Consider the following 24616-nt stretch of genomic DNA (forward strand, 5'->3'; position numbering starts at 1 on the left):
GCTTGTTATTTTTGCAGTTGATTTAATAGTTCGGTCACGATTTGCATATCGTCAAAATCATAACGAACGCCTTGAATTTCTTGATAGGTTTCATGCCCTTTACCGGCAATAAGGATGATATCTCCGGGCTGAGCGAGCTGGCAAGCCGCTTGAATGGCTTGTTTGCGATCAGTAATCGACATCGTTTTTTTGAAGTTCTGAGCCTCGACACCTTTTTCCATATCAGCAATGATGGCTTGCGGATCTTCGGTGCGCGGATTATCAGAAGTAATAATCGCTTTATCACTCATTGACGAAGCAATGTGCGCCATCATCGGACGTTTGGTTTTGTCGCGGTCACCACCACAACCTACAAGAGTAATGAGTTGTTCGTTGTTGGTGCGGATATCATTGATGGTTTTGAGCACATTTTCAAGAGCATCCGGTGTATGCGCATAATCAACAATGGCGGTGATTTTTTGATTTGAAACAATATATTGAAAACGACCCGAAACACTCTCTAACTCAGACAACAAGCGCAAAGCTTCGAGCGGTTCCATGCCCAATTCAATCGCAGTTCCGTAAATGGCCAGTAAATTATAGGCATTAAAAGTTCCGATGAGTCGCACCCAAACTTCTTGGTCATTGATTTTAAGCAGCAAACCCGACATTTGGCTTTCAAGAATTTGCGCGCGATAATCAGCGTAGGTTTTAAGTGCATAAGTGCGTTTGTGTGCCGAAGTGTTTTGCAACATCAAGCTGCCGTTTTTATCATCGAGATTGGTCAAAGCAAAAGCAGTCTGAGGCAAATGATCAAAAAATGATTTCTTAACATCGCGGTATTCGGCAAAAGTTGGGTGATAATCTAAGTGATCATGCGAAAGATTCGTAAACACACCTCCGGCAAAATGCAAAGCATCGGTGCGTTTTTGGTGTACGCCGTGTGAACTGACTTCCATAAAGCAATAGGTCACGCCGGCATCAGCCATCATGCGCAGATATTTGTTGATGGTGAGTGAATCAGGTGTGGTATGCGTAGCTTTGTATTCGGTTTGATTGACCATAATTTTTACCGTCGAAAGCAACCCGCAGGCATAACCGGCTTTGCCAAACATCTGATACAACAATGAAGCGATGGTGGTTTTTCCGTTGGTTCCGGTAATGCCCACGAGCTTTAATTCTTTGGATGGATGTCCGAAAAAATTAGCCGCCATAAAGGCCAAAGCCAAATTGGTATCTTTAACTTGAACATAAGTAATATGCTCTTGAATTTGCTCGGGCAATGTATCACAAATAACGGCAACCGCACCGTCAGCAATGGCTTTGGAAATGTAGTTATGTCCGTCAGAAAGGCTTCCGCGAATTGCTACAAAAACATCGCCCGCAGACATTTTTCTGGAATCAAAATCAATTTGATTGATTTGAACTTCAGTGCTGCCTTTAACCGCCTCGATTGGCACTTTATATAATATGTCTTTTAAAACAATCACGATAATTCGAGTAAAATGGTTGTCTTTTTGGTAAAAATTTGCCCGGGTTGGATGGATTGCGATTTGACTTTTCCAGTCCCTTTAACTCTAATATTTAACCCTAAATTTCCAAGTAATGCAATCGCATCCATCCCAGGCATTCCTTTGACATTGGGAATGATATTTTTAGTATTCTGAACTTTGCTGTAATATTTTGAGTAGCTTTTTTCTTGTTGCGGATTTTTTTGATTTAGATTTTTGATTTCATTCATTGATGGTGCATCAGTAAATATTTTTTGCGCAATGCGTTTGAACACCGGACCGGCTACATCGGCTCCGTAATAATTATTGTTAGAAGTATTGGGTTCATGTACCACAACAATACATGAATACTTCGGATCATCGGCAGGAAAATAACCTACAAAAGACGAGATGTAATGCTTTTCGGTTCCACCATTTTTGGCATAATTGGCTTGAGCGGTTCCGGTTTTTCCGGCCATCGAGAAATCTTTAGAATACAACTTTGAACCCGTTCCTTTTTTGACCACATTTTGCATTACAGCTTTGAGCTTGTCAATAGTTTCTTGTGAGCATACACGCGGATTGATGACTTCTTTGTTGAATTTTTTAATGGTTTTGTTCCATTCTTTAATTTCTGAAACAAACTGCGGTTTGACCATTTCACCGTTGTTGGCTACTGCATTATAGAAAGCCAACGTTTGTAACGGAGTGATTGATACTCCATAGCCAAACGCCATCCACGGAAGTGAAATAGCGCTCCAACGTGGGCTATCCGGTTGCGGAATATAAGGTATGCCCTCGCCTTTAATCGGCAACCCTAATGGTTTGTTGAGTCCGAAATTATTGAGGTGATTGACAAATTTTTCGGGTTCGCTCTTATAGCTATTGTATACCGCTTGCACCAAAACGGTATTGGACGAAACTTCAAAACCGCGCGCCAATGAAATTCTACCATATCCACCTTCGTGCGAATCGCGCACTTTTTTGCCTGAATAAGTAATGATTCCCCCATAGCTGTCAAACACAGCACTCGTATCGATTTTTTTATCTTCGAGCAAAGCCATTAAATCGGCCAACTTGTAGGTTGAACCCGGTTCGTGTGACTCGGCAATAGCATAATTAGTGGTTTCAAAATAAGTGCTATCAGCCGCTTTATTTGCACTCGCTGGATTTTTGCCCAAATTTGAAATCGCTTTTACTTTTCCGGTTTTGGTTTCCATAACCACCACGCAGCCATGATCGGCGTTGTATTGTCGCAATTGTTTAAGCAAAGCATGGTGTGCAATATCTTGAATGTAGACATCAATGGTTGAAATCACATCGTAACCATCTTGCGGCTCAACTTCATTGACATCACGGATGGGTTTCCACTGACCTTTGGCGATTTTTTGCTTGAGCACTTTGCCGTCTTTTCCGTTGAGGTATTGACGAAATGCCCATTCGATGCCTTTTCCGTCTAAGCTTCCGTTAGGTGTTTTACGCTCATAGCCAATGGTTCGCTCGGCGATTTTTCCGATGGGATGCTCGCGAACGGTTTTTTGCTCGGTAATCATTCCACCTTTGTAAGCGCCCAAATTAAACAGCGGAAATCCTTTGATTTTCATGTAATCGGTATAGCTTAAATCACGAGCCACTAAAAAATAACGGCTTTTGTTGGCACGTGCTTTTCTGAGGTTGTTGTATAATTCTCCGGAAGATTTTTTGAGCAATTTACCAAGTGAGTCTGCCAAGGAACGAACGTTTTTGTCAAAAGCTTCGGTTTTGGGCGCAACGGCATCAAAGCGAATGGTATATTTAGGAATAGAGGTAGCGAGCAAACTTCCATCGGCAGAATAGATATTACCTTTATTGGCAGGAATCACAAAGTTTTTAACCGTGCGCTCTTTGGCGAGTTTTCGGTAGTATTCGCCTTCACTCCACTGAATTTTGGTCAGCTTGAAAGTGACAGCTACCGCCATCATAAAAATAGCAAAGGCCACTAAATACATACGATACGATATGTTTTTGTCTTCTACTGCCATAATCTTTGAAAGAAACTTTTCTCTTGCTCTTTTTTAACTTTAATTTTTACCGGCGGAACAGAAGCCGGATATATTTTTCGCGCTTCCATTTCTGAAGCGACGGTTGATTCCATTTTGAGTTGCATAAGCTCTGATCTGCGATCAACAAACTCGGAGCGAAGTTCTTTGACTTCTCCGGTCAAGGCAACAATTTTGAACACTTTTTGCTCGTAGCTCTGGGTGTTGGCTATCATTAGAATCGCCAGAATAATTAAAAAAACTATGAACCGCCAATTTTTGGCCGCATTGGCTTCTTCATTGATCAGAAACCTAGCTTTTAAAATGCTGTACACTCCGGTTTTCATATTCTTTTATAACGACAACTTCTCGGCAACTCTGAGTTTGGCACTTCGCGCTCGGTTGTTGATTTCAATTTCTTGCTGATCTGGGACAATCAGTTTTTCGACAATTTTAAACGGAACCGTAAATCGTCCGAAAAAGTCACGTTCTGGCTCGCCTTCGAACATTCCGTTGCGCATGAATCGCTTCACCAATCGATCTTCAAGCGAGTGATAGGATATTACGCTCAATCGTCCGCCGGGATGAAGAATCTCTAAAGACTGTTCTAAAAACTCTTTCAAAACTTCCATTTCTTGGTTGACTTCTATGCGAATGGCTTGATAAATCTGAGCCAAGATTTTATTGCTTTTGTGTGCCGGTAAAAAACGACTCAGAACCGTTTTGAGCTGCTCGGTATTTTGAATAGGCTTTTGTTCGCGCGCCTCGATGATGGTTCTGGCCATAGCCGGTGCGCTTTTGAGTTCGCCGTATTCAAGCAAAATTCTAGTTAACCCTGCTGCATCATACATATTCACTACCTGATAAGCGCTGATCTCGTTTTTGCGACTCATGCGCATGTCAAGTTTGGCTTCAAATCGGGTTGAAAAACCGCGCTCTGCCACATCAAATTGATGCGATGAAACACCTAAATCAGCCAGAATACCGTCGACTTGTTTGATGCCGTGAAATCGTAAGAACCTTTTGATATATCTGAAATTCTCATGAATGAGTTCAAATCTCTCGTCTTTTAATGCGTTCTCAAGCGCGTCTTCATCTTGATCAAATGCAAATAGTTTTCCGTTCGGGCCGAGTCTTTTGAGAATCTCACGCGAATGTCCGCCACCGCCAAAAGTCACATCGACATAAACTCCGTCGGGTTTGATATTGAGCCCATCAACCGTTGGATGCAGCAATACAGGATTATGATATTCCATGATCGTCTTCATTTACCTGCCCCATAACATCTTCAGCCAAATCAGCAAAATCAACCACTGAATCATCGATGGCTTTTTCATATAAATCTTTATCCCAAATCTCGATGATGTTCACCGCAGACGAAAGCACAACATCTTTTGATATCTGAGAAAAAATCACCAAATCTTTAGGAATAAGTAAACGACCCAAATTGTCCATTTCAACCACTTTTACTCCAGCGGTAAAACGTCGAATGAAGTCATTGTTTTTTTTGACGAAACGATTGAGTTTGTTGACTTTTTGCATCATGGCATTCCATTCTTGCATAGGGTACAACTCAAGACAAGGCTGAAAAACCGAACGCTTTAAAACAAAACCATCTTGCAAAACAACAGAGAGCTGCTTTTTGAGCGGCAAAGGCAAAAGAAGCCTGCCTTTGGCGTCAACTTTACACTCGTATGTTCCGATGAATGAGTTCAAGAAAATGGTTTTAAAATGTTTAGAGGCAAAAATATAAAATAAAATACCACATTTTACCACAAAATACCACTTTGTTGATAAGTTTTACCACTTATGGCAGCGTTTTGAGAAAAATCAAACCACAAGCCCACAACAAGTTCTTTGACAATTTGTTAAGAAATCAATACTTTTATATCTGAATGCAGAATTTTTGAAAATAGATTAACAAAAAGTCAAAGCATTATTTTGAAAATGCTTTTAGATGGCCTAACCCAAATAATGAACTCAACCTTCGGCTTTGAATTTGATTTTTATACCCATAAGCTTGGATATTCTTTATATATTTGCCCGACATAAATGCAAAACTGATACATGAATCACAACCTAAAAAAAGAAGGGCGATACACATATTTTGAAGCTGGCGAAGGAACACCTATTGTTATTCTGCACGGATTAATGGGCGGCTTGAGCAACTTTGATGGAGTGACTCATTATTTTTCAGACAAAGGATACAAAATTGTCATCCCGGAGCTTCCGATTTATACGCAAAACATCCTCAAAACAAACGTCAAAGCATTTGCCAAATATGTTAAAGACTTTATTACATTCAAGGGTTTTGAAAGGGTGATTCTTTTAGGAAATTCATTGGGCGGGCACATTGCTTTATACCACTGTAAAATGTATCCTGAAAAAGTAGCCGGATTGGTGATTACCGGCAGTTCAGGGTTGTACGAAAGCGCCATGGGCGACAGTTACCCTAAACGCGGAGATTACGAATACATCAAAAAGAAAGCGGAAGCTGTTTTTTATGACCCTAAAATTGCTTCTAAAGAAATTGTTGATGAAGTTTTTGCTGTGGTGAATGACCGAATTAAAGTTCTTAAAACCCTCACCATTGCCAAAAGCGCGATTCGTCATAACATGGCCAAAGATTTGCCAAAAATGCACGTAAAAACCTGTATTATTTGGGGGAAAAATGACCAAGTGACTCCGCCCGAAGTAGCTGAAGAATTCAACAAATTGATGCCTAATTCATCGCTTTATTGGATTGACAAATGCGGTCACGCTGCTATGATGGAGCATCCGGATGAATTTAACCGATTGTTGCACGAATGGCTTCAAGAAGTACATTTATAAAACGCTAAAGTCCTTTTAATCGAGGGCTTTTTTATTGACAAAATCTCATGAAAATAACCTCAGCCGAATTCATCATCAGCAATTCACAACCTGAAAAATGTCCGAACGAACCCTTGCCGGAGTACGCTTTTATTGGCCGATCAAACGTGGGAAAATCGTCGCTCATCAACATGCTGACTAACCACAAAAATTTGGCTAAAACCTCGGCCAGACCCGGAAAAACACAACTCATCAATCATTTTAAAATCAATCAAAATTGGTTTCTGGTAGATTTACCAGGTTACGGATATGCGCGTGTTTCAAAACAAACCAAAGCAATCTTTCAGCAATTTATCACCGATTATTTTGAAAAAAGACAGCAACTCGTTTGTGCTTTTGTCTTGATTGATATTCGCCACGAAGCACAAAAAATTGACTTAGAATTCATGGAATATTTGGCTGAATCTGAAATTCCGTTTATGATTATTTTTACCAAAGCCGACAAAATTGGGCGTTCAAAAATCAGCGCCAATATTGCTGCTTACCAAAAGAAAATGTTGGCCAACAACTGGGCTGAAATGCCGCAGTATTTTGTAACCTCATCACTTGAAAACACCGGAAAAGAATCTATTTTGGAGTTGATAGACCAAATCAATCAAGACTTTTTTAAAAACCAAATATTCTAGATAAATCTATTTGATGAGTTCTAGTTTCTCAGCAAAATAATCACAGAAGTCTTTCATGGTTGCCGCCATTTTTTCATCGCCGGTAGCTCGTTGAAAAGTATCGGTCATGGCTACCAAAGTTTGATGAAAAAACTGTTTCATTTCATCCACTGGCATATCTTTGGTCCAGAGGTCAATACGCATGGTTTCTTTAGCTTTATGATCCCAAATGGAGAGCAAAACCGCTTTGGACTCTTCGGCTTCAACACCGCCATCTCGGGCAGTCCATGTTAGTTTTTCAGGAATGCGGTTCTCATCTAAGGTTACCTTTACTTTTATTTCAGATGTCATAGAATTACTCATCTTTTTTGGGTTTGTAGTGGGATTGTTCAAAAATTTGTTTGGCATCAGTCACGAGCATGGTTTGCAGCGAAACATCATTGCTTTTCATATAGGAACGAACGATTTGCCAGCCGATCCAAGCACCGATTCGTCCGGGTGATTCGTTGTCAATTTCAAGATAAAATTTTGAGAACGGAGCAGGATTTACAAAGCGCGACAACAATTTTTGCTCTGTACTGTACAACATATCGCGCTCAATTAAATAACGCCAAACATAGGCCTCGTTTTCTTGACACCATTTTTGTTGTTGTGCAGAATATCCGATTCGTTCAGCATCTGTATAATCCGGAAGCAATATATCTTTTAAATAAAGCATTTTCCCTTCGTAAATAAGCTGAGCGATAAAAGTGGCATTATCCGGCGGCGGAACTTGGGTTCGCGAAAAAGCAGTTACAACATCGGGCATCATTTGTCGAGGCTCAAAACCTTCTTTTAAATATTCAGGAAATTCGTAAAAACGATGATTGCGCCCTAAATACAACTCTAACGGAATGATGAGTTTGTCACGCGTATAGACAATCTTGGTCTGATAATCCATCTCGGCAATGATGGTGTATACTTGTGGCAACTTAGTTTTTGGAAAATAATATTTGATGTGTTTGAACAAATCTTCGGTTTGCTGAGTTTGCGCGCTAAAATCACCATAACGCTTTTCAACTTCGCTGTACAGTTCGCGCCATTGCGGATTTTGAATTTTGTCTAACCAAACACGGTCATCATTCTCCGGCGGAAAAAAGAACGGATATTCTTGCTTGACTTGTAGCAAAGTTTGGGCATTGGCGCCAAAAAAAGCTTTTTCAAAACGATGCACTTTAAGCTGAACCGGAATGGCTTCAACGGCTTTTTCAACTTTGGATTTTTTGTCGCAACCCCCGAAGGCCAAACTCAAAATCATCAACATCCACAAATGTTTTTTCATAAACGAGGACAAATTAGCCCTGATGGTCGCGGCATCCTTTTGCCTGTTTCTCAAACAGGGAAAAGATACAGCAGACAGCAGGAATAGCTTCAAATAATTTTTACTTTTGCAAAGATACATGGCACTTGAATAAATTTTCTGAAAAAATGCATAAAAAAACCACTCTTGACATTGCGGCAACCAACGAACACATTGTAAACTGGCTTAAAACCTATGCCGAAACTGCTCGAGTAGCGGGTTTTGTAGTAGGTATTTCTGGCGGAATTGACTCGGCCGTAACCTCAAGCTTGTGTGCTCAAACCGGCCTGAAGGTAATTTGTGTTGAAATGCCGATTCATCAAGCTGAGAGTCAAGTTTCACGCGGCCGTGAGCATATTGAGCAATTGCAAAAACGCTTTGCCAATGTCGAACGTACCGAGGTTGATTTAACGCCGGTTTTTGAAAGTTTTAAGCAGCAAATTCCCGAGAGTACTGACGAGGCTAAACTGAATTTATCGCTGGCCAATTCGCGCGCGCGTTTGCGCATGACTACTTTATACTACATAGCGGGCATTCACGGTTTACTGGTAGCCGGAACCGGAAACAAAGTCGAAGATTTTGGCGTGGGCTTTTACACTAAATATGGCGATGGCGGAGTTGATTTGAGTCCGATTGCTGATTTGATGAAATCTGATGTTTATGCTTTGGGCGCTCATTTAGGAGTTCCGGAATCAATCTTGAACGCTGCCCCTACCGATGGTTTGTTTGGCGACGACCGAACCGATGAAGACCAATTAGGTGCTAGTTATGATGAACTTGAATGGGCTATGCTAGCTTCTGAAGAAGGTAAAAAAAGTGAAGATTTTTCGGGCAGAGAAAGAGAAGTTTTTGACATTTACAGCAAATTACATAGAAATAACCTACACAAAATGAATCCTATACCGGTATGTTTGGTTGTTCGTTAGTTTTTATCAATTTATAAAAAAAAACAAGGATTTTAGTTTTTTTTAACTAGTTTAGGGGCAAATTAAACAATCCCTCTTAAACACCACTTATTATGATTAAAGTTTGTTTAGCCGATAATTATCCGGCGGTACACTTTGGAATCAAATCCTATTTCAAAGACCACTCGGATATCGGCATCGTAGCAAATGTTGGTAATTTCTCTATGGTCAAAGACGTTCTGTACTCTAGAGAAATTGATGTCCTCATCCTAGACCTTGATCTTGACGGACTTTCAAGTTTGTATGAACTTAAAGCCATTATCAAGCATTATCCAAAAACCAAAATCATTGTTTTTAGCAGTTATTCTGAACAGATCTACGCTCCAAATGCCATTAAAGCAGGTGTAGCTGGTTATGTACATAAAACTGCTAAAATTGAAACTTTGGGTATCGCCATTATGAAGGTACACCAAGGGCAAACGATTTTGAATGACTCGATTAAACGCAACTTGGCGCTGATTGCCAAACAAAACAAAAGCGAGCGTTTGTATCGAAAGCTTTCTAACCGCGAAATTGAGGTTTTGCGTTATCTGAGCAACGGTAAGAAAAACAATGAAATTTCTTCGATTCTCGGACTCAACGAAAAAACCATCAGTACATACAAACTGCGGTTGTTAACCAAACTCAATGTGACCAACTTGGTTGATCTAGTCAACAAGGCGAGAACACTTGAGATTGTTTAGTAGCGAGAAAGCACTCTTCCGAGTCTTTTAGAAAACGAGTGAATCAGCTTGTAATAATCTGTTGCCATAGCTAGAGTTTCTGAGTTATCGGCATCAGGTTCTTGGCTTATATTGTCTTTTAATTCGTCAATAATTCTGTTGACCAAATACCACCGTAAAGTGAGTATGGTTTCAGAAACATATTGCGCAATGGTTTGGTCTTTAAGTTTAACTATGATTTGCTTTGACTCCCAATTGTGAAGAGAAAATTGCTCTTCAAGCATTAGAATATCGGTAATCACCGAAGCCATTTCGGGTTCTAAATGGGTTAAATATTGATCCATTTGGAACTCATCGGCTTGGTGAAAATAATCGGTTAGGTTTTTAAAAATGTCTCTAAACAATGGGTTACCGAGTTCGATTTCGTCTTCTTGCAGGCTCAAATAGACATATTGAAAAACCTTGAGCGTTCGTTTTTCAAGAGCCGTTTCAATTTCGCCGTCTTCACTGGTTTTGAGGACTAAATCTTCAAATTCTTCTTCGGTATTTCCGTATAGAAGCAGGATTTCTATGATTTTGCGTTCAAGCTCATACAAGACATCAACAACTGCAACTTGCTCAGGCGTTTCATTCTTGACTACTTCAAAAGCTTTTTGCTCTTGACGGATTTTCTTTCCGGCTTCAGACAAATCTTTTTGAACCAGTTGAGCCAATGTACTCACCAGTACTTGCTCTGAAATATCCATGATGCGCGCACATTCTTGAATGTAAATTTCGCGTTTGATTCGGTCAGGTATTTTAGAAATACTCGCCACCATATCGCGGATCAAATCGGCCTTTTTGATGGGATCACTGTTGGCTTCTTTCATCAAAAGCGAAGCCTTGAACTGAATAAAATCTTTGGCATTTTGCTCGAGATAAGCCACCAAATCATCATAAGAGTTTTTGCGCGCAAAACTGTCGGGGTCTTCACCTTCAGGAAAAGTACAAACGCGCACATTCATACCTTCTTCAAGAATCAAATCAATTCCGCGGATGGATGCACGCAAACCGGCCGCATCACCATCATAAAGAACCGTAATGTTTTTGGTGAGTCGATTGACAAGCCTAATTTGATCGGGCGTTAATGCGGTTCCGGACGATGCCACGACGTTTTCAATACCACTTTGGTGAAACTGAATCACATCGGTATAACCTTCGACCAAATAACAATTGTCAAATTTAGCGATGGCTTGTTTGGCTTGAAAAATGCCGTACAGTACTTTGCTTTTGTGGTAAATATCACTCTCGGGTGAGTTGAGATATTTGGCGACTTTTTTATCGTTGCCCAAGATGCGTCCGCCAAAGCCCAACACGCGACCCGACATACTGTGAATCGGGAACATAACCCGACCTCGGAATCGATCGAGCAATCCGCCTTCATCACGCACAATGGTAAGGCCTACGCTTTCAATAAACGTTTGCTGATAACCTTTGGCCAAAGCTTCTTGCGAAAAAGCATCGCGTTTTTCAGGCGAATAACCCAACGAGAATTTTTTGATGGATTCATCGGTAAAACCTCGCTCTCTAAAATAACTCAAACCAATGGCTTTGCCTTCTTCGGTTTGTAAAAGTGTTTGGTGAAAGTAATCACGCGCAAACTCAGAAACCAAAAACATACTCTCGCGCGCATCGGCTTGGGCTTTGTCTTCTTGGGTTTGCTCGGTTTCTTCGAGCTCAATGTTGTATTTTTTGGCTAAATAGCGAATGGCTTCTGGATAGGTAAAATGCTCGTGTTCCATTAAGAAAGCCACGGCATTGCCACCTTTGCCCGAGCTGAAATCTTTCCAGATTTGTTTGGCCGGTGAAACCATAAACGAAGGTGAGCGCTCATTCGAGAACGGGCTTAATCCTTTGTAATTGCTTCCGGCGCGTTTGAGTTGTACAAAATCACCAATGACCTCCTCAACGCGGGCGGTTTCAAAAACGGTATCAATGGATGATTTTGAGATCAAGTCAAAAAATTTTGCGTGTGGCCAAAGGTACAAAGTTTCAGGAATGTTTCGGCATACTTTAGCCCTGACAGCAGCGGCATCCTTTTTTAAGGCTGAACCGCCGCGCAGCATAGGAGCAGCTTTGAAAAAGATACAGCGAATGGCAGGAAATAGCTTCAAAAAAATAAAAAAAGCGCCTCTGAAACAGAAACGCTTTTCAACCTAAATATAATCTAACTGAAACATACTAATTGAAGTCAAATCGCAAGCCGAGCGATACGTTGCGTTGATCAATGGCATTGTTGCGAAACAGCGGATTGAGGTCATATTTGGCGTACAAGCTGAGTTCTCTGTAGCCGATATAAGCGCTGGCGCCGTAAATGAAATCGTTGACATTGAAATCGCCGCGAGTTCGGCTACGCACATCGTTGCCACTGGCATCTTCATAGCAAAGAATTTGTTTTGATTTGATGTTTCCACCCACATAGCCACCCAAACCGACGCGCACGCTTTTGTGTGTTTGAAAAGTAGTTTTTCCGTCTTTGGTTTTCTGGCCTGAAAAATCAAATTCTAAATGAAACGGCGCTACCAAATATACGTTTCTAAAACGCGAATCATCTAAATGTTGCGGGCTATTGACCAAATTGGTTTGGTTGCCAGACTCAACAAAATAGCGATTCTCAGTAGGGCGCAAATTGTTGTACATGAGCGACAAACCATATTTGGCGTGCAATAAATTGTTGTTTTTGAAGATGCGTGTGTTGTAGGTGATGCCCCATTCGTAAAAATGCGATCCCCAGTATCTGAAGTCAGAATTAGCTACAGCGCCATTAGTAACCAAGTTATTGAGTCCGAAGGCAAAGACAAATTGCGAAGTGGTTCTGCGTTCATTATAATCGTTTATTTTGTATTTTTTTGATTTTAATCGGATGACAAATGTCCGGGTTGAATCGCTTTCTTGGAGTTTGCCATCAACTTTTTCTTGAACTAAATCTCGGAGTTCGTTTTGGGCTGAAGCTACGCGGTTTTCAATATTTTTGGCGCGCGTATCGGCCAATTGAATTTTCTTTTGATCGGCTTGTTCTTGGGTAATTTGGCCTTTGGCGAGTTCTTCGTTGATGGCCTCGACCTCAACTTTTAGGGCTTCTTTTTCTTCTTTGGTGATGACTGAAATTTTGTTGGCAATGCTTTTTGCGCGTGATTCAAAAGTTTCTTGTGCAAAGATTAAGTTGATGCACAAAAGTAAGATTCCTGTAAGGTAAAAAGTAAAACTTCTCATGATGATTGATTTTTAATTATTGATTGATGTTTGTTTCTTGATTTCGGTTGGCTAATGCCACTTTGACGTTTTGATAGTTTTTGTTGATGCCCTTGATGACTTTTTCACGAAAAGAAAGTTGGAGTTCACCATCAACTTTTGAGAGTAAATTAGAAGCATTGACTTTGATGGTCGAGGTTTGAATTTTAACTTCAACATTGGCCAACGCTAACTCTGGATGGACAGCATTTTTTTCGGGTAAAGTCTGATTAATTGATTCTGTTTTTTGATGATTGATTGATGACTCCTGAGCGATTGATTGTGTTTCTGCGGCTGATTTTTGTGGTATTGATTTTTCTTGAATAGATTTCGATTGGCGGTTTTGAGAACTATGATTCTGAGCTACCGATTGTTGTTTGTTTTGAAAAGACGGCTCAACAACCTCTATTTTTTGAGGCTCGAGAGAAGGTTGTGTTATAGAATCTGATGCGGGTTGAATCGGCAGTGTGCTTTGATCAACTACTTCATTTCTGGGTGCATCTACCGCTGGTGTTGGATTGCTGAGAAAAACATAAGCAATGGCTAAAAAACCAATCAAAGCGGCAGCGATGTACAGCCATTGATGATTAAATCCGGATTTCTTTTCTTCGGCAACCGTAAGCATGGCGTCTAAGCGATCCCAAGCGACCGGACTCGGTTGAATTTCGCGCGTCTGCATTTTTTCTTTCAGTTGCTTTTCTAATTTTTTATTTGGTTCCATTTTGATTGGATTTTAATTGGTGGATGTTTTCCTGAAGTATTCTTCGGGCATGCGACAATTGTGATTTTGAGGTGCCTTCGCTGATGTTGAGCATGGTGGCAATTTCATGGTGTTTGTAACCTTCAATGGCGTATAAATTGAAAATCATTTTATATCCGTCGGGCAAAGCATCAATTAAAAACTGAAGTTCGTCAACGGTGAATTGGCTGTCGATTTCATTAAAAGTTTCTTCGTGATAAGATTCATCATCCATAAAACTAACTTTTTTGTGAGCTCGGATAAACGAAATACATTCGTGAATCATAATTCGGCGAATCCATCCTTCAAAACTGCCTTTGTGTTCAAAATTTTTGAGGTTGGTAAAAACCTTCATAAAAGCAGTAATCAGAACATCTTCGGCCAAATGCACATCTTTAATGTATTGACGACAAACGCCCAACATTTTAGCAGCATACTTGTTGTAAATCAAGTGCTGTGCCTGACGGTTGTTGTCAATGGCCAGTGCAATGGTTTGCTTTTCTTGCTGATGTAAATCAATTACTTTCAAAACCTGTTTTTAGCATGTGTTTCTATAAGCATAGACGCGCTTAGGTGAAAAAGGGTTGCATGAAGTGAAAAAAAAGAAGCTAAAAAAATGAAAATATTTTTTAACTATCTGATTTTTAAATGTTTTTGAATTTAAAAAAATTAAATTTTTCTTTCAATAACATAGTTGACCATGAGGATCAAAGCTTTTTTATAGTCAGAATCGGGATATTTTTCTAACAAAGCGAGTGCTTGCAGCTGAAAATCGAGCATTTTTTGTTCGGCATAAGCCAATCCGTTTTTGTTTTTGACCAATGCAATCACTTCTTTGATGCGCTTTTTGTCTTTGTTGTGGTTTTTGATTGAATTAATCAACCAAGATTTCTCATCTTTTGAACAGTTGTTGAGCGTATAAATCAAGGGCAAAGTCATTTTTTGCTCTTTGATGTCAATGCCGGTGGGCTTTCCGATGGCATCGTCAGTATAATCAAACAAATCGTCTTTGATTTGAAAAGCCATTCCGATGAGTTCGCCAAAATGACGCATGTTTTCAACTTCATCATCGTTATCAACTACTGAACGGGCGCCTAAAGCACAACACGAAGCAATTAAAGTAGCTGTTTTTTTTCGGATGATATCGTAATAAACTGATTCAACAATGTCTAATCTGCGGGCTTTTTCTATTTGGAGCAATTCACCTTCACTCATTTCGCGCACAGCGACTGATATAATGCGCAGCAAATCAAAATCACCATGATCAATAGAAAGCAACAAACCTTTTGAAAGCAAATAATCGCCCACCAAAACCGCAATTTTGTTTTTCCAAAGCGCATTGATCGAGAAAAATCCGCGACGGCGATTGCTGTCATCTACCACATCATCATGAACCAAAGTTGCTGTGTGAATCAGCTCGATGACCGAAGCTCCGCGATAAGTGCGTTCGTTTACGGTTCCGCCACTAAGCATTTTGGCCGTGAGAAACACAAACATCGGGCGCATTTGTTTGCCCTTTCGGTTAACAATATAATAAGTAATACGATTGAGCAATGCCACCTGAGAGCTCATCGATTCATAGAACTTCTTCTCGAAAAGTTCCATTTCGGACTGAATGGGCTGCTTTATTTGTGCGGTAATATTCATACAGAAGCCCAAAGATACTTATAAAAGTAATTGAGGCGCAATGCAATATTTTATATTTTTTTACATTTGAATTAAACTCTTTTAAAAGTGTTCAGTCAAAAGGCAAACTTAAAAACGACGAGATTATGAAAACAAGATTTTTAATGATGGGAGCTGTGCTAACATTGATGGTTACAGCTTGTAGTAAAGACGATTCTAAGAGCAGTGCATCAGCTGCTGACTTTAGTGCAGATGAAGCCAAACTCAATTCAAAAATGGATATCGCCAATGATGATGTTTCTGATATTGTTGAAGCCCAATTTGATGCAACACAAAGTAGTGCTGCAGGGCGAAGTGCAGAATCATCAGCTCTAACATCAAACTTACCTTCTTGTGCAACAGTAACGCGGATTCCCGCATTTGGAGAAACAATTACTCCCGGAACTCAAGTGACGAAAACCATTGATTTTGGAACTACTGGTTGCACAATGAACAACGGAAATATCCTTAAAGGCAAAATCATCATCACTTTTACCTACCAACCGGGCGCAAATCCACAAACCATCAATTATCAATTTGATAATTTCTACCACAACGCTGTAAAATTTACCGGAAATAAAACTTTTACCAGAACCATGACAGATGCTACAGCAACATCGCCAAGTCATCCGGTGGTAGTAATGAATATGGATTTAGATGCGACTTTTCCTGATGGACGTGTGATTCACCGAACCGGAACCAGAACCAGAGAAATTATTGAAGGTTATGGAAACGGTGATTTGAGTGATAATGTATATTCTGTAACCGGAAATTGGACCAACACATTTCCAAATGCAAGTGTAAAAACCAGTACGATTACAACTCCACTCATAGTAAAAATGAGTTGTATCCAACAAAACAAACCACTTATTGTTCAAGGTGTAATTACTTTTCAGAGAAATACAAGAACAGCCACACTTGATTATGGCGATGGAGAGTGCGATAACATTGCAACGTACACAGTCAATGGAAATTCATACACTATTATAATTGGCAACTAATCTTGCTAGAAATAAAAACAAAAAACGCTCTCAAAATCGGGAGCGTTTTTTTATGCTTCTTTATTGGCCAACTGACCGCATGCGGCATCGATGTCTTTACCTCGACTGCGCCGTACTTTGGCCACAATATCATTAGACTCTAAAGCGCGAATGTATGCATTGATCGTTTTTTCATCAGCTTGTTGAAACATTCCATCATCAATAGGGTTGTATTCAATTAGATTAACTTTACAAGGCACATATTTGCAAAATTTGACCAAAGCCTCGATGGATTTTGCATCGTCATTAATACCTTTCCAAACCACATATTCATAAGTCACACGACTTTTGGTTTTTTGATACCAATATTCAAGAGCTTTACGCAAATCAGTCAGCGGAAAATTCTTGGTAAATGGCATAATCTCGTTTCGGATTTCTTCTACCGCCGAATGTAATGATACCGCCAATTTGAATTTTACTCCATCGTCGGCCATCTTTTTAATCATCTTTGAAATTCCTGAGGTTGACACCGTAATGCGTTTGGGTGACATGCCCAAACCTTCCTCAGAAGTAATCATTTCAATCGCGCTCAAAACGTTATTATAGTTCATCAGCGGTTCGCCCATACCCATAAAAACAATATTTGAAAGCGGCCTACCGTGATAAAATCTGCTTTCTTTGTCAATTGAAACCACTTGATCGTAAATTTCGTCCGGGTTCAGATTGCGCATGCGTTTGAGTCGAGCTGTGGCGCAAAAGTTGCAATCCAAACTACAACCCACTTGACTAGATACACAAGCGGTAGTGCGGGTTTCGGTTGGAATCAAAACTGATTCAACGATTAAACCATCATGCAATCGCAAAGCATTTTTAACCGTGCCGTCTTCACTGCGCTGCATTTGATCCACGTGAATATGGTTGATGACAAAATTATCTTCGAGCATTTGACGTGTGTTTTTTGACAAATTGGTCATGTCGTCAAAACGGTGCGCGCCTTTGCTCCAGAGCCATTCATAGACTTGGTTTCCGCGAAAAGACTGATCGCCTTGAGCGGTAAAAAAATCGCGCAGTTGCTGTTTTGACAAAGCGCGGATATCTTTTTTATCGATTTGCATGCGGCAAATTTAATTGAATTTACCCGATTTGACTCTGAGATAATTTGATAACTTTGAGAAAATATTCAGCCATGCACTTCCTATCAGAAGAACTCGAAGATTACGTTGAAAGACATTCTGAAAACGAACCCGAATTATTAGCGGCGCTCAACCGCGAAACCCACTTAAAAATTTTAAGCCCACGCATGCTCAGCGGTCATTTTCAAGGTCGCGTTTTGAGTATGTTGTCTAAACTCATTCGCCCGAAAAACATTCTTGAAATTGGCACCTATACTGGTTACTCAGCTTTGTGTTTGTGCGAAGGAATGACAGCAGACGGCGTTTTACACACCATTGATATCAAAGATGAACTCGTGGGTTTTCAGCGCAAATATTTTGACCAATCGCCTTGGGGCAAACAAATTGTGCAGCATTTGGGGCCAGCCACCGAAATCATTCCAAACCTGACCGATACATTTGATTTGGTTTTTATTGATGCCGACAAAGAGAATTATCAAAATTATTACGAATTGATTTTGCCCAAAATGAATCAAGGCGGTGTGATTTTATCAGACAATGTACTCTGGAGCGGTAAAGTTTTAGAACCCCTCAAAGACAACGACCGAAGCACTAAAGCGCTGATGGCCTATAATGAACACCTCAAAAATGATCCGCGGGTTGAAACCGTTTTGCTGCCGATTCGCGACGGACTTACGGTGAGTCGTGTGCTTTAAGCTTGAAAGTATTTTTTGAAATAGTGTTTTGAGAGCAAACCTCCGAAAACGCCCCCAAATAAATATCCGAACAAAATATCTCCCGGAAAATGAACCCCGAGATAGATGCGGCTGTACGCAAAAATGAGCGGAAATAAGAAAATCAAAAATCCCAATTTGTAGTATCGCTTGAGCAAGCCATACACAAAAACCATCGAAGCCATAGAATTGGCCGCATGCGCTGAAAAGAAACTAAACGTTACGCTGGGTTTCACTACGCGAATCAAATCTTTTATTTCAGGATCGTTGCAAGGTCTGAGTCGCTCAAAAGTAACTTTGAATAAATTAGCCGATTGGTCACATAAAAACATGAGAATCGCAATATATACCATGCCGATTCCGAGGTTGCGCCAGCCGATTTTTTTTTGCAACAAATAAAACAACAACAAGAAAAAAGGAATCCAAGTCCATTGCTTGGTAATCATGAGCCAGAAACCATCGTATTTTTCTGAGCCCAATGAATTAAGCAATACAAAAGCTTTTTTATCGAGCGCAATGATTTTTTCCAACATTATCTTTGACGTTTTATCGGGCCTTCTGGGATATCTTCGAGGCTCTGGGCCACTTCATTTTGGGTTTGTGCAGTTTCGGTCAACATTTGGGTTTTGGCTTTGTTGACTTCGGTTTCAATATCTTGGGTAAGTCCGGTAAAATTTCCGTGCAATTCTTCAAAAGTTTTGTCTAATCCGTTGGCTTGAGCTCCTTTCTGGATTTCACTTTTGATATCGTTGGTGGCATTTTTGAGTTGCGCCATAATCTTCCCCAAATTACGGGCGATTTCAGGAATTTTATCCGTTCCGAACAACATCAGAGCTACAAACATGATGAAAATTAATTCACCGCCTCCAATACCAAACATAATCAATTATTTTGTGGCAAATGTACAAACTTAAGTGTTTGCTACACGACTTGGGTTGACTAATTAAATGTTAATCAAATTTTGATTTGACTTCTTGTTTGGGCCAAACGTTGTTGGTTACATCAATATCAGCGGTTTCTTCTTTAGGATCAACCTGAATTTTTGAAATAGCTTTTTTACTAGCAAACACGCGGCTCACTTCGGCATCATTCATACGCCAAATTTGCGCCGGGAATTTGTAATCCTCAGTGGTTCCATCGTCAAACGTTAGCTGAACAATAATGGGCATCACCAAACCTCCGGGCTTGTCAAAAGTCACTTGATAGAAATATTTCGGAGCATCGAGCTTTGCCTGTTCTTCAGCCGTAAACTTGGTTTTGACAAATTCATCCAAAGAAGTAATGCTGGCAATATTGAGTGGTTTTTTCATCTCAGGTTTAAAATCAGGGCTCGCATCAGCAATCATATACACAAGCGGGCCGCTGGCTTTGAGACGGTTGCGACGCGTAACTTCAGGCGCTTTGAAATCTTTAGGCGGATCATTGCTCACAAAATATTGCTGAACTTGTTTAATGCCAATGTCAGTATAATCAGTAGTGAAAAACCATCCTCTAAAAAACCAATCCAAATCAACACCTGAAGCGTCTTCCATCGTTCTGAAAAAATCATCCGGAGTTGGATGTTTGAACTTCCAGCGCGATGAATAAGTTCTAAAAGCATAATCAAACAAATCGTGTCCCATAATGGTTTCACGCAAAATGTTGAGACCGGCAGCCGGTTTTCCGTAGGCGTTGTTGCCAAATTGTTTGATGCTTTCTGAGTTGGTCATGATGGGCTCTAATTTCGATTGATCACCGCTCATATACGGAACAATTTTCTTGGCCGGACCGCGATCAGCCGGAAAGTTCGGATCAAATGACTGCTCAGCTAAATATTCCATAAAGGTATTGAGCCCTTCGTCCATCCAAGTCCATTGACGCTCATCTGAATTGACAATCATCGGAAAAAAGTTATGCCCGACCTCATGAATAATCACGCCCAACATGCCGTATTTGACGCGATCTGAATAAGTTCCATCGGCTTGTGGTCGCCCGAAATTCCAGCAAATCATCGGGTATTCCATGCCTTGATCTTGCGCATTCACTGAAACCGCTTTCGGATACGGAAAATCAAAAGTATATTTTGAATAGCTTTTTAAAGTATGCGCCACCGCTCGTGTTGAATAGTTTTCCCAGAGCGGATTGCCTTCTTTGGGATATACTGAAACGGCCATGATTTTCTTACCGCCAATTTCAACGGCCATGGCATCAAGGATAAATTTTCGCGAGGTTGAAATACCAAAATCACGCACGTTTTCGGCCTTGAATTTCCAGGTTTTCTTTTGGGTTGAAAAACCTTTCTCGGCAGCCATGGCTTCGGCTTGAGTTACCACAACCACTGGTTTTTCAAACGAGTTTTCGGCCTCAGTATAACGTTTGAGTTGTTCTGGTGTATAAACCTCAGCGCGGTTTTGTAAAACGCCGGTGGCTTCCATGATGTGATCGGCCGGAACGGTGATGTTGACTTCGTAATTTCCGAAAGTCAAAGCAAATTCTCCGCTGCCCCAGAATTGCTGATTCTGCCATCCTTCCACATCATTATAAACCGCCATGCGCGGATAAAACTGCGCCAAAACATAAAGGTTATTTCCGTCGGCAAAATGCTCATAACCAGAGCGTCCACCATCAATCATATAATTATTGATGTTGTAATTCCACTTGATGTTCAAAACGATTTTTTCGCCATGCGCCAATGGTTTTTGCAAGTTAATGCGCATCATGGTGTGATTGATGGTATAGGACATCGGATTGCCTTTGGCGTCTTTGACATAGTCGATTCTGAAACCACCGTCAAATTTTTCTTCCAAGTATTTTCTTGAAAAACCAGCTACGCTGATCGACGGATCCATTTTAGAACTTTCAACCAAAGGCGTTTGCGAGCTGCGTGCCGCAATGTTTTGATCTAATTGCAACCATAAATAATCCAATGATTCCTTAGCATTGTTGGTATAAGTAATGGTTTCGGTTCCGAATAAACGAGCGTTTTTATCGTCGAGTTCAACATCTATTTTATAATCGGCTTGTTGCTGATAATACTCCGGCCCCGGAGCGCCGGAAGCCGTTCTGTAGCTATTCGGCGTGGCCAACAAATCATACATCTGACGGAATTTATTTTCGTCAACATGCCCCTTTTCTTTGACTTTTGGAGTTTCTTGAGCCTTGATCGGAGCCGATATGATTGATAGCAAAAAGACAATCAAAAGATGTTTTTTCATAGAATTTGTTTTAAGTATGCTAATTACAACCAGATAAAAGTAGTTGTTTTTTAAAAATTGTTACCGGTCAATTTTATTTTAACAGTCCACTGGTGGTTTCAGCCGTGAGCAGCAAACTTTGTTTTTTACCGCCTAATTGACTCTGAATAATATTTTGTTGTTGATCTGAAATTTCTAAAAGTGCCGTATTCTGAACTTTGAGCGAAGTTATTTTGGGCACTGCATTGATTTTGTAATAACCCAACAAAACATTGTCTTGATATTCATGCGATACATATTGGCAAATACTCTTTTTTCCGTTGACAAAAACGATAAAATGTTCGCTCAAATACCGATTCATGAGTTGCTCATCAAGTGTAGATTCAGTGGTTTCGCCCAAATGAGTTTTTTGTTTGTAGTTTTTTTGGATGGCCGCATTGAGGTCGTCAATAAAAATACGCGTCGTAATTTCAAGTCTTTGCTTTTTTGCGTTGTAGTCAATTTTATAGATAGAAACATAAAACTTATGTGCCACGAATGAGCACAAAGTCAAAAACAAAAATAAAGCGACTATCTTTTTCATTGGGCTCAAAAATAGTTATTTCTGCTCAGCTTCGAGGTCTTGAAGATAATTCCGAGCCAATCCGAGCGCCAGAAACTTGGTCAAGGTTTTATTTTTGGCTCTGAGCGCCCTCACAAAATCTGTATCATTGATGATGTAAAAGTCAAAACCCGAAATATAATCTTCAGGGATTTTCAAAGTTTGGGTGTAATATTCATCATCAAACCAACCATCTAATTGCAAAAGCAAACGCTCTTTTTGCTCCACTTGAACTTCCTTTTTAAGCATGCGCGTTCTGCCTGAAATGCCATTTAAAATCGGATTGAGCGGAACAATTCCACCGCCCGTGGTAGCTTCTCTAAGTCGGCGTTGGGCTTGTGTGTATTTTCGTTGACCGCGCGGAATAATCCCCAAATTTTCGGCGGTGATTCCTTTGTTGTCATTGACGGTTACTTCAGGTAAAGGTACCGTGGTTTCTGACATGACCGCTTTGACAAAACCAGCTTTGAGTATTTCTTCGGTAATTTTTACGCGTCGCGTTTCAAGGTTAACAGCCGTAAAAACCAATGCTTCGTCAACTCTGACTTTAATTTTAAACGTTCCGTCGGCCGCGGTTGATGTTGTATAACCAGAATCATCATTGCGAACGTTGACTTTTTCAAGCGGAACATCGCGCAAAACCACCAAACCGCTCATTTCTTGTCTAGGTAAAACTTGGGCTTGAAGTGAAAAAACCACAAGCATGCAGAAAAAAATAAGGCTGATTTTAGACGTCAAAAGTTTACGGATTTGTAGTAGCTAGTTTTTTGAATTCATTGTTTTTGCGGATTAAAAAATCCATCAGTTCAAAATCGGTGTTTTTTTCGGTATATTTTTTTGACTGATTGTCGTTGTTACAATACACCAAAAACAATTTGAGGTGATCGTCGACTATTTTGAGCGTTTCATTAAAAAAAGAATATTGAATGCGTTTGACCACAAGTTCGGTAAAAGCCATTTCGTCGGTAAAGTTGTTTTTCTTCGGATTGTTTTTGCGCAAAACCTTCAAAACGTCTTTGTACAATCGCACAAAATCAACGCCGTTTGGAATCGCATTATAATTGGGCACAGCAATGTTTTTGGGAGAAGTTTGCGCATCATCAGCATATTTTTTGTCGGCAATCGCTTGCTTATTTTTTAAGCTCGGATCTTGATTTTTACTGGTTACCACAACTTCAGCCAATTCGTTGGTAAAAATTTGAAGTTTAACTTTGAACAAATCCAAATCGAGGTCATCATGATGAATCACTACTTTTTTAGACTTAAACAACAAACCTGAAAAAACCAACGTATCGTTTTCTCTGGCCAAAATATTAAAATAGCCTTTGGGTAAAGAAGTTGTTCCGGTGCGGGCATTGATGTTAAAAATTACCACGTTTTCAACTTTAATCGAATCGTTGATGATTTGTCCATGCAAAAATTTTCTGGGTTGCTGCGCTTGAACCACTAATGAAATCAAAAGGAAACTAAAAATAATCAGCCGTGTTTTCATGATCTAATAATTTATCATTGTCCTTTAAAGTTAATATTTTTCTTGCGTTTGAAGCTTGATAAAAGTCAGAAAGCCCGCAGAAAAATCAGCTGTAAATTAACACAAACTTTTGCGAGTGAAATGATAAGGCTTTGTTAATTTAAAATCATCCGCAAAAGTTCTGGAAAGCTTTTTATCTTTAAGCCATAAAACAAATTCATGAAAAAACTCATCATCGCCAGTACTTCAACCTTGCATGGCGGAAATTATTTAGACTATCTAATGCCGACTTTGGCTACCTTTTACCAAAATTGCACAACAATATTATTCATCCCGTATGCGCGTCCCGGCGGAATTTCACATGATGAATACACCGATAAAGTACGATCAGCATTCAAGCAAATAGGCAAAGAAGTCAAGGGTTTACATGAGTTTGAACATCCGCAGCAAGCCATCAAAAATGCTGAAGCAATTTTTACCGGCGGCGGCAATACTTTTTTGTTGGTTTCGCAGCTTTATAAGTTTGAGGTAATGACCGTTTTGGCCGAACAAATCAAAGCCGGAACGCCTTATTTGGGCACAAGCGCCGGAAGTAACATCACCGGCCTAACGATGCAAACTACCAACGACATGCCGATTATTTATCCGCCGAGTTTTCAGACTTTGGGCATGATTTCGTTTAATTTGAATCCGCATTATTTAGATCCGGACCAGAATTCAAAACATATGGGTGAAACCCGCGAAACCCGCATCAAAGAGTTTCACAGTTTTAATTCAGTACCGGTCTTGGGCTTGCGCGAAGGCAGTTGGCTCGAGGTTTTAGGTGATCGAATTACACTCAAAGGTAACCTCAGCGCTCGTTTGTTTAGAGCCGGTCAAGAACCCGAAGAATGGCCAACAGAATCTGATTTGAGTTTTTTGAATCAATTGAGATAATACATA

Annotated in this window: 27 protein-coding genes; 8 read left to right on the forward strand and 19 right to left on the reverse strand. The window is 40.1% G+C overall.

Annotated elements, in window-relative coordinates; translation table 11 throughout:
• Window positions 1–5: 5 nt before the first annotated feature.
• From KIH23_RS00715 to mraZ, 5 genes are read right to left on the reverse strand one after another with little or no spacing between them, the layout of a single operon-like run.
• Window positions 6–1469: a UDP-N-acetylmuramoyl-L-alanyl-D-glutamate--2,6-diaminopimelate ligase gene (locus KIH23_RS00715; protein ID WP_213210726.1), complete on the reverse strand. Its 1464-nt coding sequence runs from the start codon at window positions 1467–1469 to the stop codon at window positions 6–8.
• A complete protein-coding gene (locus KIH23_RS00720; protein WP_213210727.1) occupies window positions 1466–3490 on the reverse strand; it encodes a penicillin-binding protein in 2025 nt (674 codons plus the stop codon). The genes KIH23_RS00715 and KIH23_RS00720 overlap by 4 nt, the downstream gene beginning before the upstream one ends.
• Entirely contained in the window at window positions 3481–3834 is a 354-nt protein-coding gene (locus KIH23_RS00725; RefSeq protein ID WP_213210728.1) for an FtsL-like putative cell division protein, read from the reverse strand. Before KIH23_RS00725 ends, KIH23_RS00720 begins: the two co-directional genes overlap by 10 nt.
• 6 nt (window positions 3835–3840) lie before the next feature.
• Window positions 3841–4755, reverse strand: a complete 915-nt coding sequence (rsmH, locus tag KIH23_RS00730) for a 16S rRNA (cytosine(1402)-N(4))-methyltransferase RsmH (protein WP_213210729.1) — start codon at window positions 4753–4755, stop codon at window positions 3841–3843.
• The gene (gene mraZ / locus KIH23_RS00735) at window positions 4730–5203 is read right to left on the reverse strand and encodes a division/cell wall cluster transcriptional repressor MraZ (RefSeq protein ID WP_213210730.1); all 474 of its coding nucleotides are present in this window, start codon (window positions 5201–5203) and stop codon (window positions 4730–4732) included. Before mraZ ends, rsmH begins: the two co-directional genes overlap by 26 nt.
• Before the next feature lie 351 nt (window positions 5204–5554).
• Here mraZ and KIH23_RS00740 point away from each other — a divergent pair, with 351 nt between their 5' ends.
• Both KIH23_RS00740 and yihA read left to right on the forward strand, forming a co-directional pair.
• Window positions 5555–6319 carry an alpha/beta fold hydrolase gene (locus KIH23_RS00740; RefSeq protein WP_213210731.1) on the forward strand — a complete coding sequence of 255 codons (765 nt, stop codon included), beginning with the start codon at window positions 5555–5557 and terminating at the stop codon, window positions 6317–6319.
• 47 nt (window positions 6320–6366) lie between these two features.
• On the forward strand, window positions 6367–6984 hold the full coding sequence (gene yihA, locus KIH23_RS00745; protein WP_213210732.1) for a ribosome biogenesis GTP-binding protein YihA/YsxC: 618 nt from the start codon (window positions 6367–6369) through the stop codon (window positions 6982–6984).
• A 6-nt stretch (window positions 6985–6990) separates the two neighbouring features.
• On the opposite strand, the gene gldC is transcribed toward yihA, so the two are convergent.
• Both gldC and gldB read right to left on the reverse strand, forming a co-directional pair.
• Window positions 6991–7326 carry a gliding motility protein GldC gene (gene gldC, locus KIH23_RS00750; protein WP_213210733.1) on the reverse strand — a complete coding sequence of 112 codons (336 nt, stop codon included), beginning with the start codon at window positions 7324–7326 and terminating at the stop codon, window positions 6991–6993.
• Complete coding sequence (gene gldB / locus KIH23_RS00755) at window positions 7319–8284, reverse strand: gliding motility lipoprotein GldB (RefSeq protein ID WP_213210734.1); 966 nt, start codon at window positions 8282–8284, stop codon at window positions 7319–7321. Before gldB ends, gldC begins: the two co-directional genes overlap by 8 nt.
• Before the next feature lie 146 nt (window positions 8285–8430).
• Here gldB and nadE point away from each other — a divergent pair, with 146 nt between their 5' ends.
• Window positions 8431–9228 carry an NAD(+) synthase gene (gene nadE / locus KIH23_RS00760; protein WP_213210735.1) on the forward strand — a complete coding sequence of 266 codons (798 nt, stop codon included), beginning with the start codon at window positions 8431–8433 and terminating at the stop codon, window positions 9226–9228.
• Between the two features lie 92 nt (window positions 9229–9320).
• Window positions 9321–9950 carry a response regulator transcription factor gene (locus KIH23_RS00765; protein WP_213210736.1) on the forward strand — a complete coding sequence of 210 codons (630 nt, stop codon included), beginning with the start codon at window positions 9321–9323 and terminating at the stop codon, window positions 9948–9950.
• Here KIH23_RS00765 and dnaG read toward each other — a convergent pair.
• Window positions 9947–11923 (reverse strand): DNA primase, encoded by a 1977-nt coding sequence (gene dnaG, locus KIH23_RS00770; RefSeq protein ID WP_213210737.1) that lies wholly within the window; start codon window positions 11921–11923, stop codon window positions 9947–9949. The two genes, KIH23_RS00765 and dnaG, sit on opposite strands and share 4 nt — an antisense overlap.
• On the opposite strand from dnaG, the gene KIH23_RS00775 reads away from it, so the two are divergent.
• Entirely contained in the window at window positions 11904–12128 is a 225-nt protein-coding gene (locus KIH23_RS00775) for a hypothetical protein (protein ID WP_213210738.1), read from the forward strand. The two genes, dnaG and KIH23_RS00775, sit on opposite strands and share 20 nt — an antisense overlap.
• A gap of 21 nt (window positions 12129–12149) precedes the next feature.
• Here KIH23_RS00775 and KIH23_RS00780 read toward each other — a convergent pair whose 3' ends face one another.
• From KIH23_RS00780 to KIH23_RS00795, 4 genes are all read right to left on the reverse strand, one after another.
• Window positions 12150–13181, reverse strand: coding sequence for a hypothetical protein (locus KIH23_RS00780; protein ID WP_213210739.1), 1032 nt, complete (start codon window positions 13179–13181; stop codon window positions 12150–12152).
• Window positions 13182–13197: 16 nt separating this feature from the next.
• Window positions 13198–13920, reverse strand: coding sequence for a hypothetical protein (locus tag KIH23_RS00785; RefSeq protein WP_213210741.1), 723 nt, complete (start codon window positions 13918–13920; stop codon window positions 13198–13200).
• On the reverse strand, window positions 13907–14467 hold the full coding sequence (locus tag KIH23_RS00790; protein WP_213210742.1) for an RNA polymerase sigma factor: 561 nt from the start codon (window positions 14465–14467) through the stop codon (window positions 13907–13909). The genes KIH23_RS00785 and KIH23_RS00790 overlap by 14 nt, the downstream gene beginning before the upstream one ends.
• A 140-nt stretch (window positions 14468–14607) precedes the next feature.
• Window positions 14608–15585 (reverse strand): polyprenyl synthetase family protein, encoded by a 978-nt coding sequence (locus KIH23_RS00795; RefSeq protein ID WP_213210743.1) that lies wholly within the window; start codon window positions 15583–15585, stop codon window positions 14608–14610.
• Window positions 15586–15710: 125 nt separating this feature from the next.
• Here KIH23_RS00795 and KIH23_RS00800 point away from each other — a divergent pair, with 125 nt between their 5' ends.
• Complete coding sequence (locus tag KIH23_RS00800) at window positions 15711–16604, forward strand: hypothetical protein (RefSeq protein WP_213210745.1); 894 nt, start codon at window positions 15711–15713, stop codon at window positions 16602–16604.
• A gap of 50 nt (window positions 16605–16654) precedes the next feature.
• Here the strand turns inward: KIH23_RS00800 and rlmN are convergent, their stop codons facing one another.
• Window positions 16655–17698 carry a 23S rRNA (adenine(2503)-C(2))-methyltransferase RlmN gene (gene rlmN, locus KIH23_RS00805; protein ID WP_213210746.1) on the reverse strand — a complete coding sequence of 348 codons (1044 nt, stop codon included), beginning with the start codon at window positions 17696–17698 and terminating at the stop codon, window positions 16655–16657.
• 71 nt (window positions 17699–17769) lie between these two features.
• Between rlmN and KIH23_RS00810 the strand changes: the two genes are divergently transcribed.
• Window positions 17770–18411 carry an O-methyltransferase gene (locus tag KIH23_RS00810; RefSeq protein WP_213210747.1) on the forward strand — a complete coding sequence of 214 codons (642 nt, stop codon included), beginning with the start codon at window positions 17770–17772 and terminating at the stop codon, window positions 18409–18411.
• On the opposite strand, the gene KIH23_RS00815 is transcribed toward KIH23_RS00810, so the two are convergent.
• The 6 genes from KIH23_RS00815 to KIH23_RS00840 all read right to left on the reverse strand — a co-directional run bounded on the left by KIH23_RS00815 (window position 18408) and on the right by KIH23_RS00840 (window position 23695).
• Window positions 18408–18962: a phosphatase PAP2 family protein gene (locus KIH23_RS00815; protein WP_213210748.1), complete on the reverse strand. Its 555-nt coding sequence runs from the start codon at window positions 18960–18962 to the stop codon at window positions 18408–18410. The two genes, KIH23_RS00810 and KIH23_RS00815, sit on opposite strands and share 4 nt — an antisense overlap.
• Window positions 18962–19309: a twin-arginine translocase TatA/TatE family subunit gene (locus tag KIH23_RS00820; protein ID WP_213210749.1), complete on the reverse strand. Its 348-nt coding sequence runs from the start codon at window positions 19307–19309 to the stop codon at window positions 18962–18964. Before KIH23_RS00820 ends, KIH23_RS00815 begins: the two co-directional genes overlap by 1 nt.
• 70 nt (window positions 19310–19379) lie before the next feature.
• On the reverse strand, window positions 19380–21623 hold the full coding sequence (locus tag KIH23_RS00825; protein ID WP_213210750.1) for a M1 family metallopeptidase: 2244 nt from the start codon (window positions 21621–21623) through the stop codon (window positions 19380–19382).
• Window positions 21624–21696: 73 nt separating this feature from the next.
• Window positions 21697–22185, reverse strand: coding sequence for a DUF6702 family protein (locus KIH23_RS00830; RefSeq protein ID WP_213210751.1), 489 nt, complete (start codon window positions 22183–22185; stop codon window positions 21697–21699).
• 15 nt (window positions 22186–22200) lie between these two features.
• Window positions 22201–22941 (reverse strand): hypothetical protein, encoded by a 741-nt coding sequence (locus tag KIH23_RS00835; protein ID WP_213210752.1) that lies wholly within the window; start codon window positions 22939–22941, stop codon window positions 22201–22203.
• A gap of 4 nt (window positions 22942–22945) precedes the next feature.
• Window positions 22946–23695 carry a hypothetical protein gene (locus KIH23_RS00840; RefSeq protein WP_249684745.1) on the reverse strand — a complete coding sequence of 250 codons (750 nt, stop codon included), beginning with the start codon at window positions 23693–23695 and terminating at the stop codon, window positions 22946–22948.
• A gap of 198 nt (window positions 23696–23893) precedes the next feature.
• Between KIH23_RS00840 and pepE the strand changes: the two genes are divergently transcribed.
• The gene (pepE, locus tag KIH23_RS00845) at window positions 23894–24610 is read left to right on the forward strand and encodes a dipeptidase PepE (RefSeq protein WP_213210753.1); all 717 of its coding nucleotides are present in this window, start codon (window positions 23894–23896) and stop codon (window positions 24608–24610) included.
• Window positions 24611–24616 lie beyond the last annotated feature (6 nt).

It is taken from the genome of Flavobacterium sp. CYK-55, assembly GCF_018413465.1.
Classification (GTDB): Bacteria; Bacteroidota; Bacteroidia; order Flavobacteriales; family Flavobacteriaceae; genus Flavobacterium.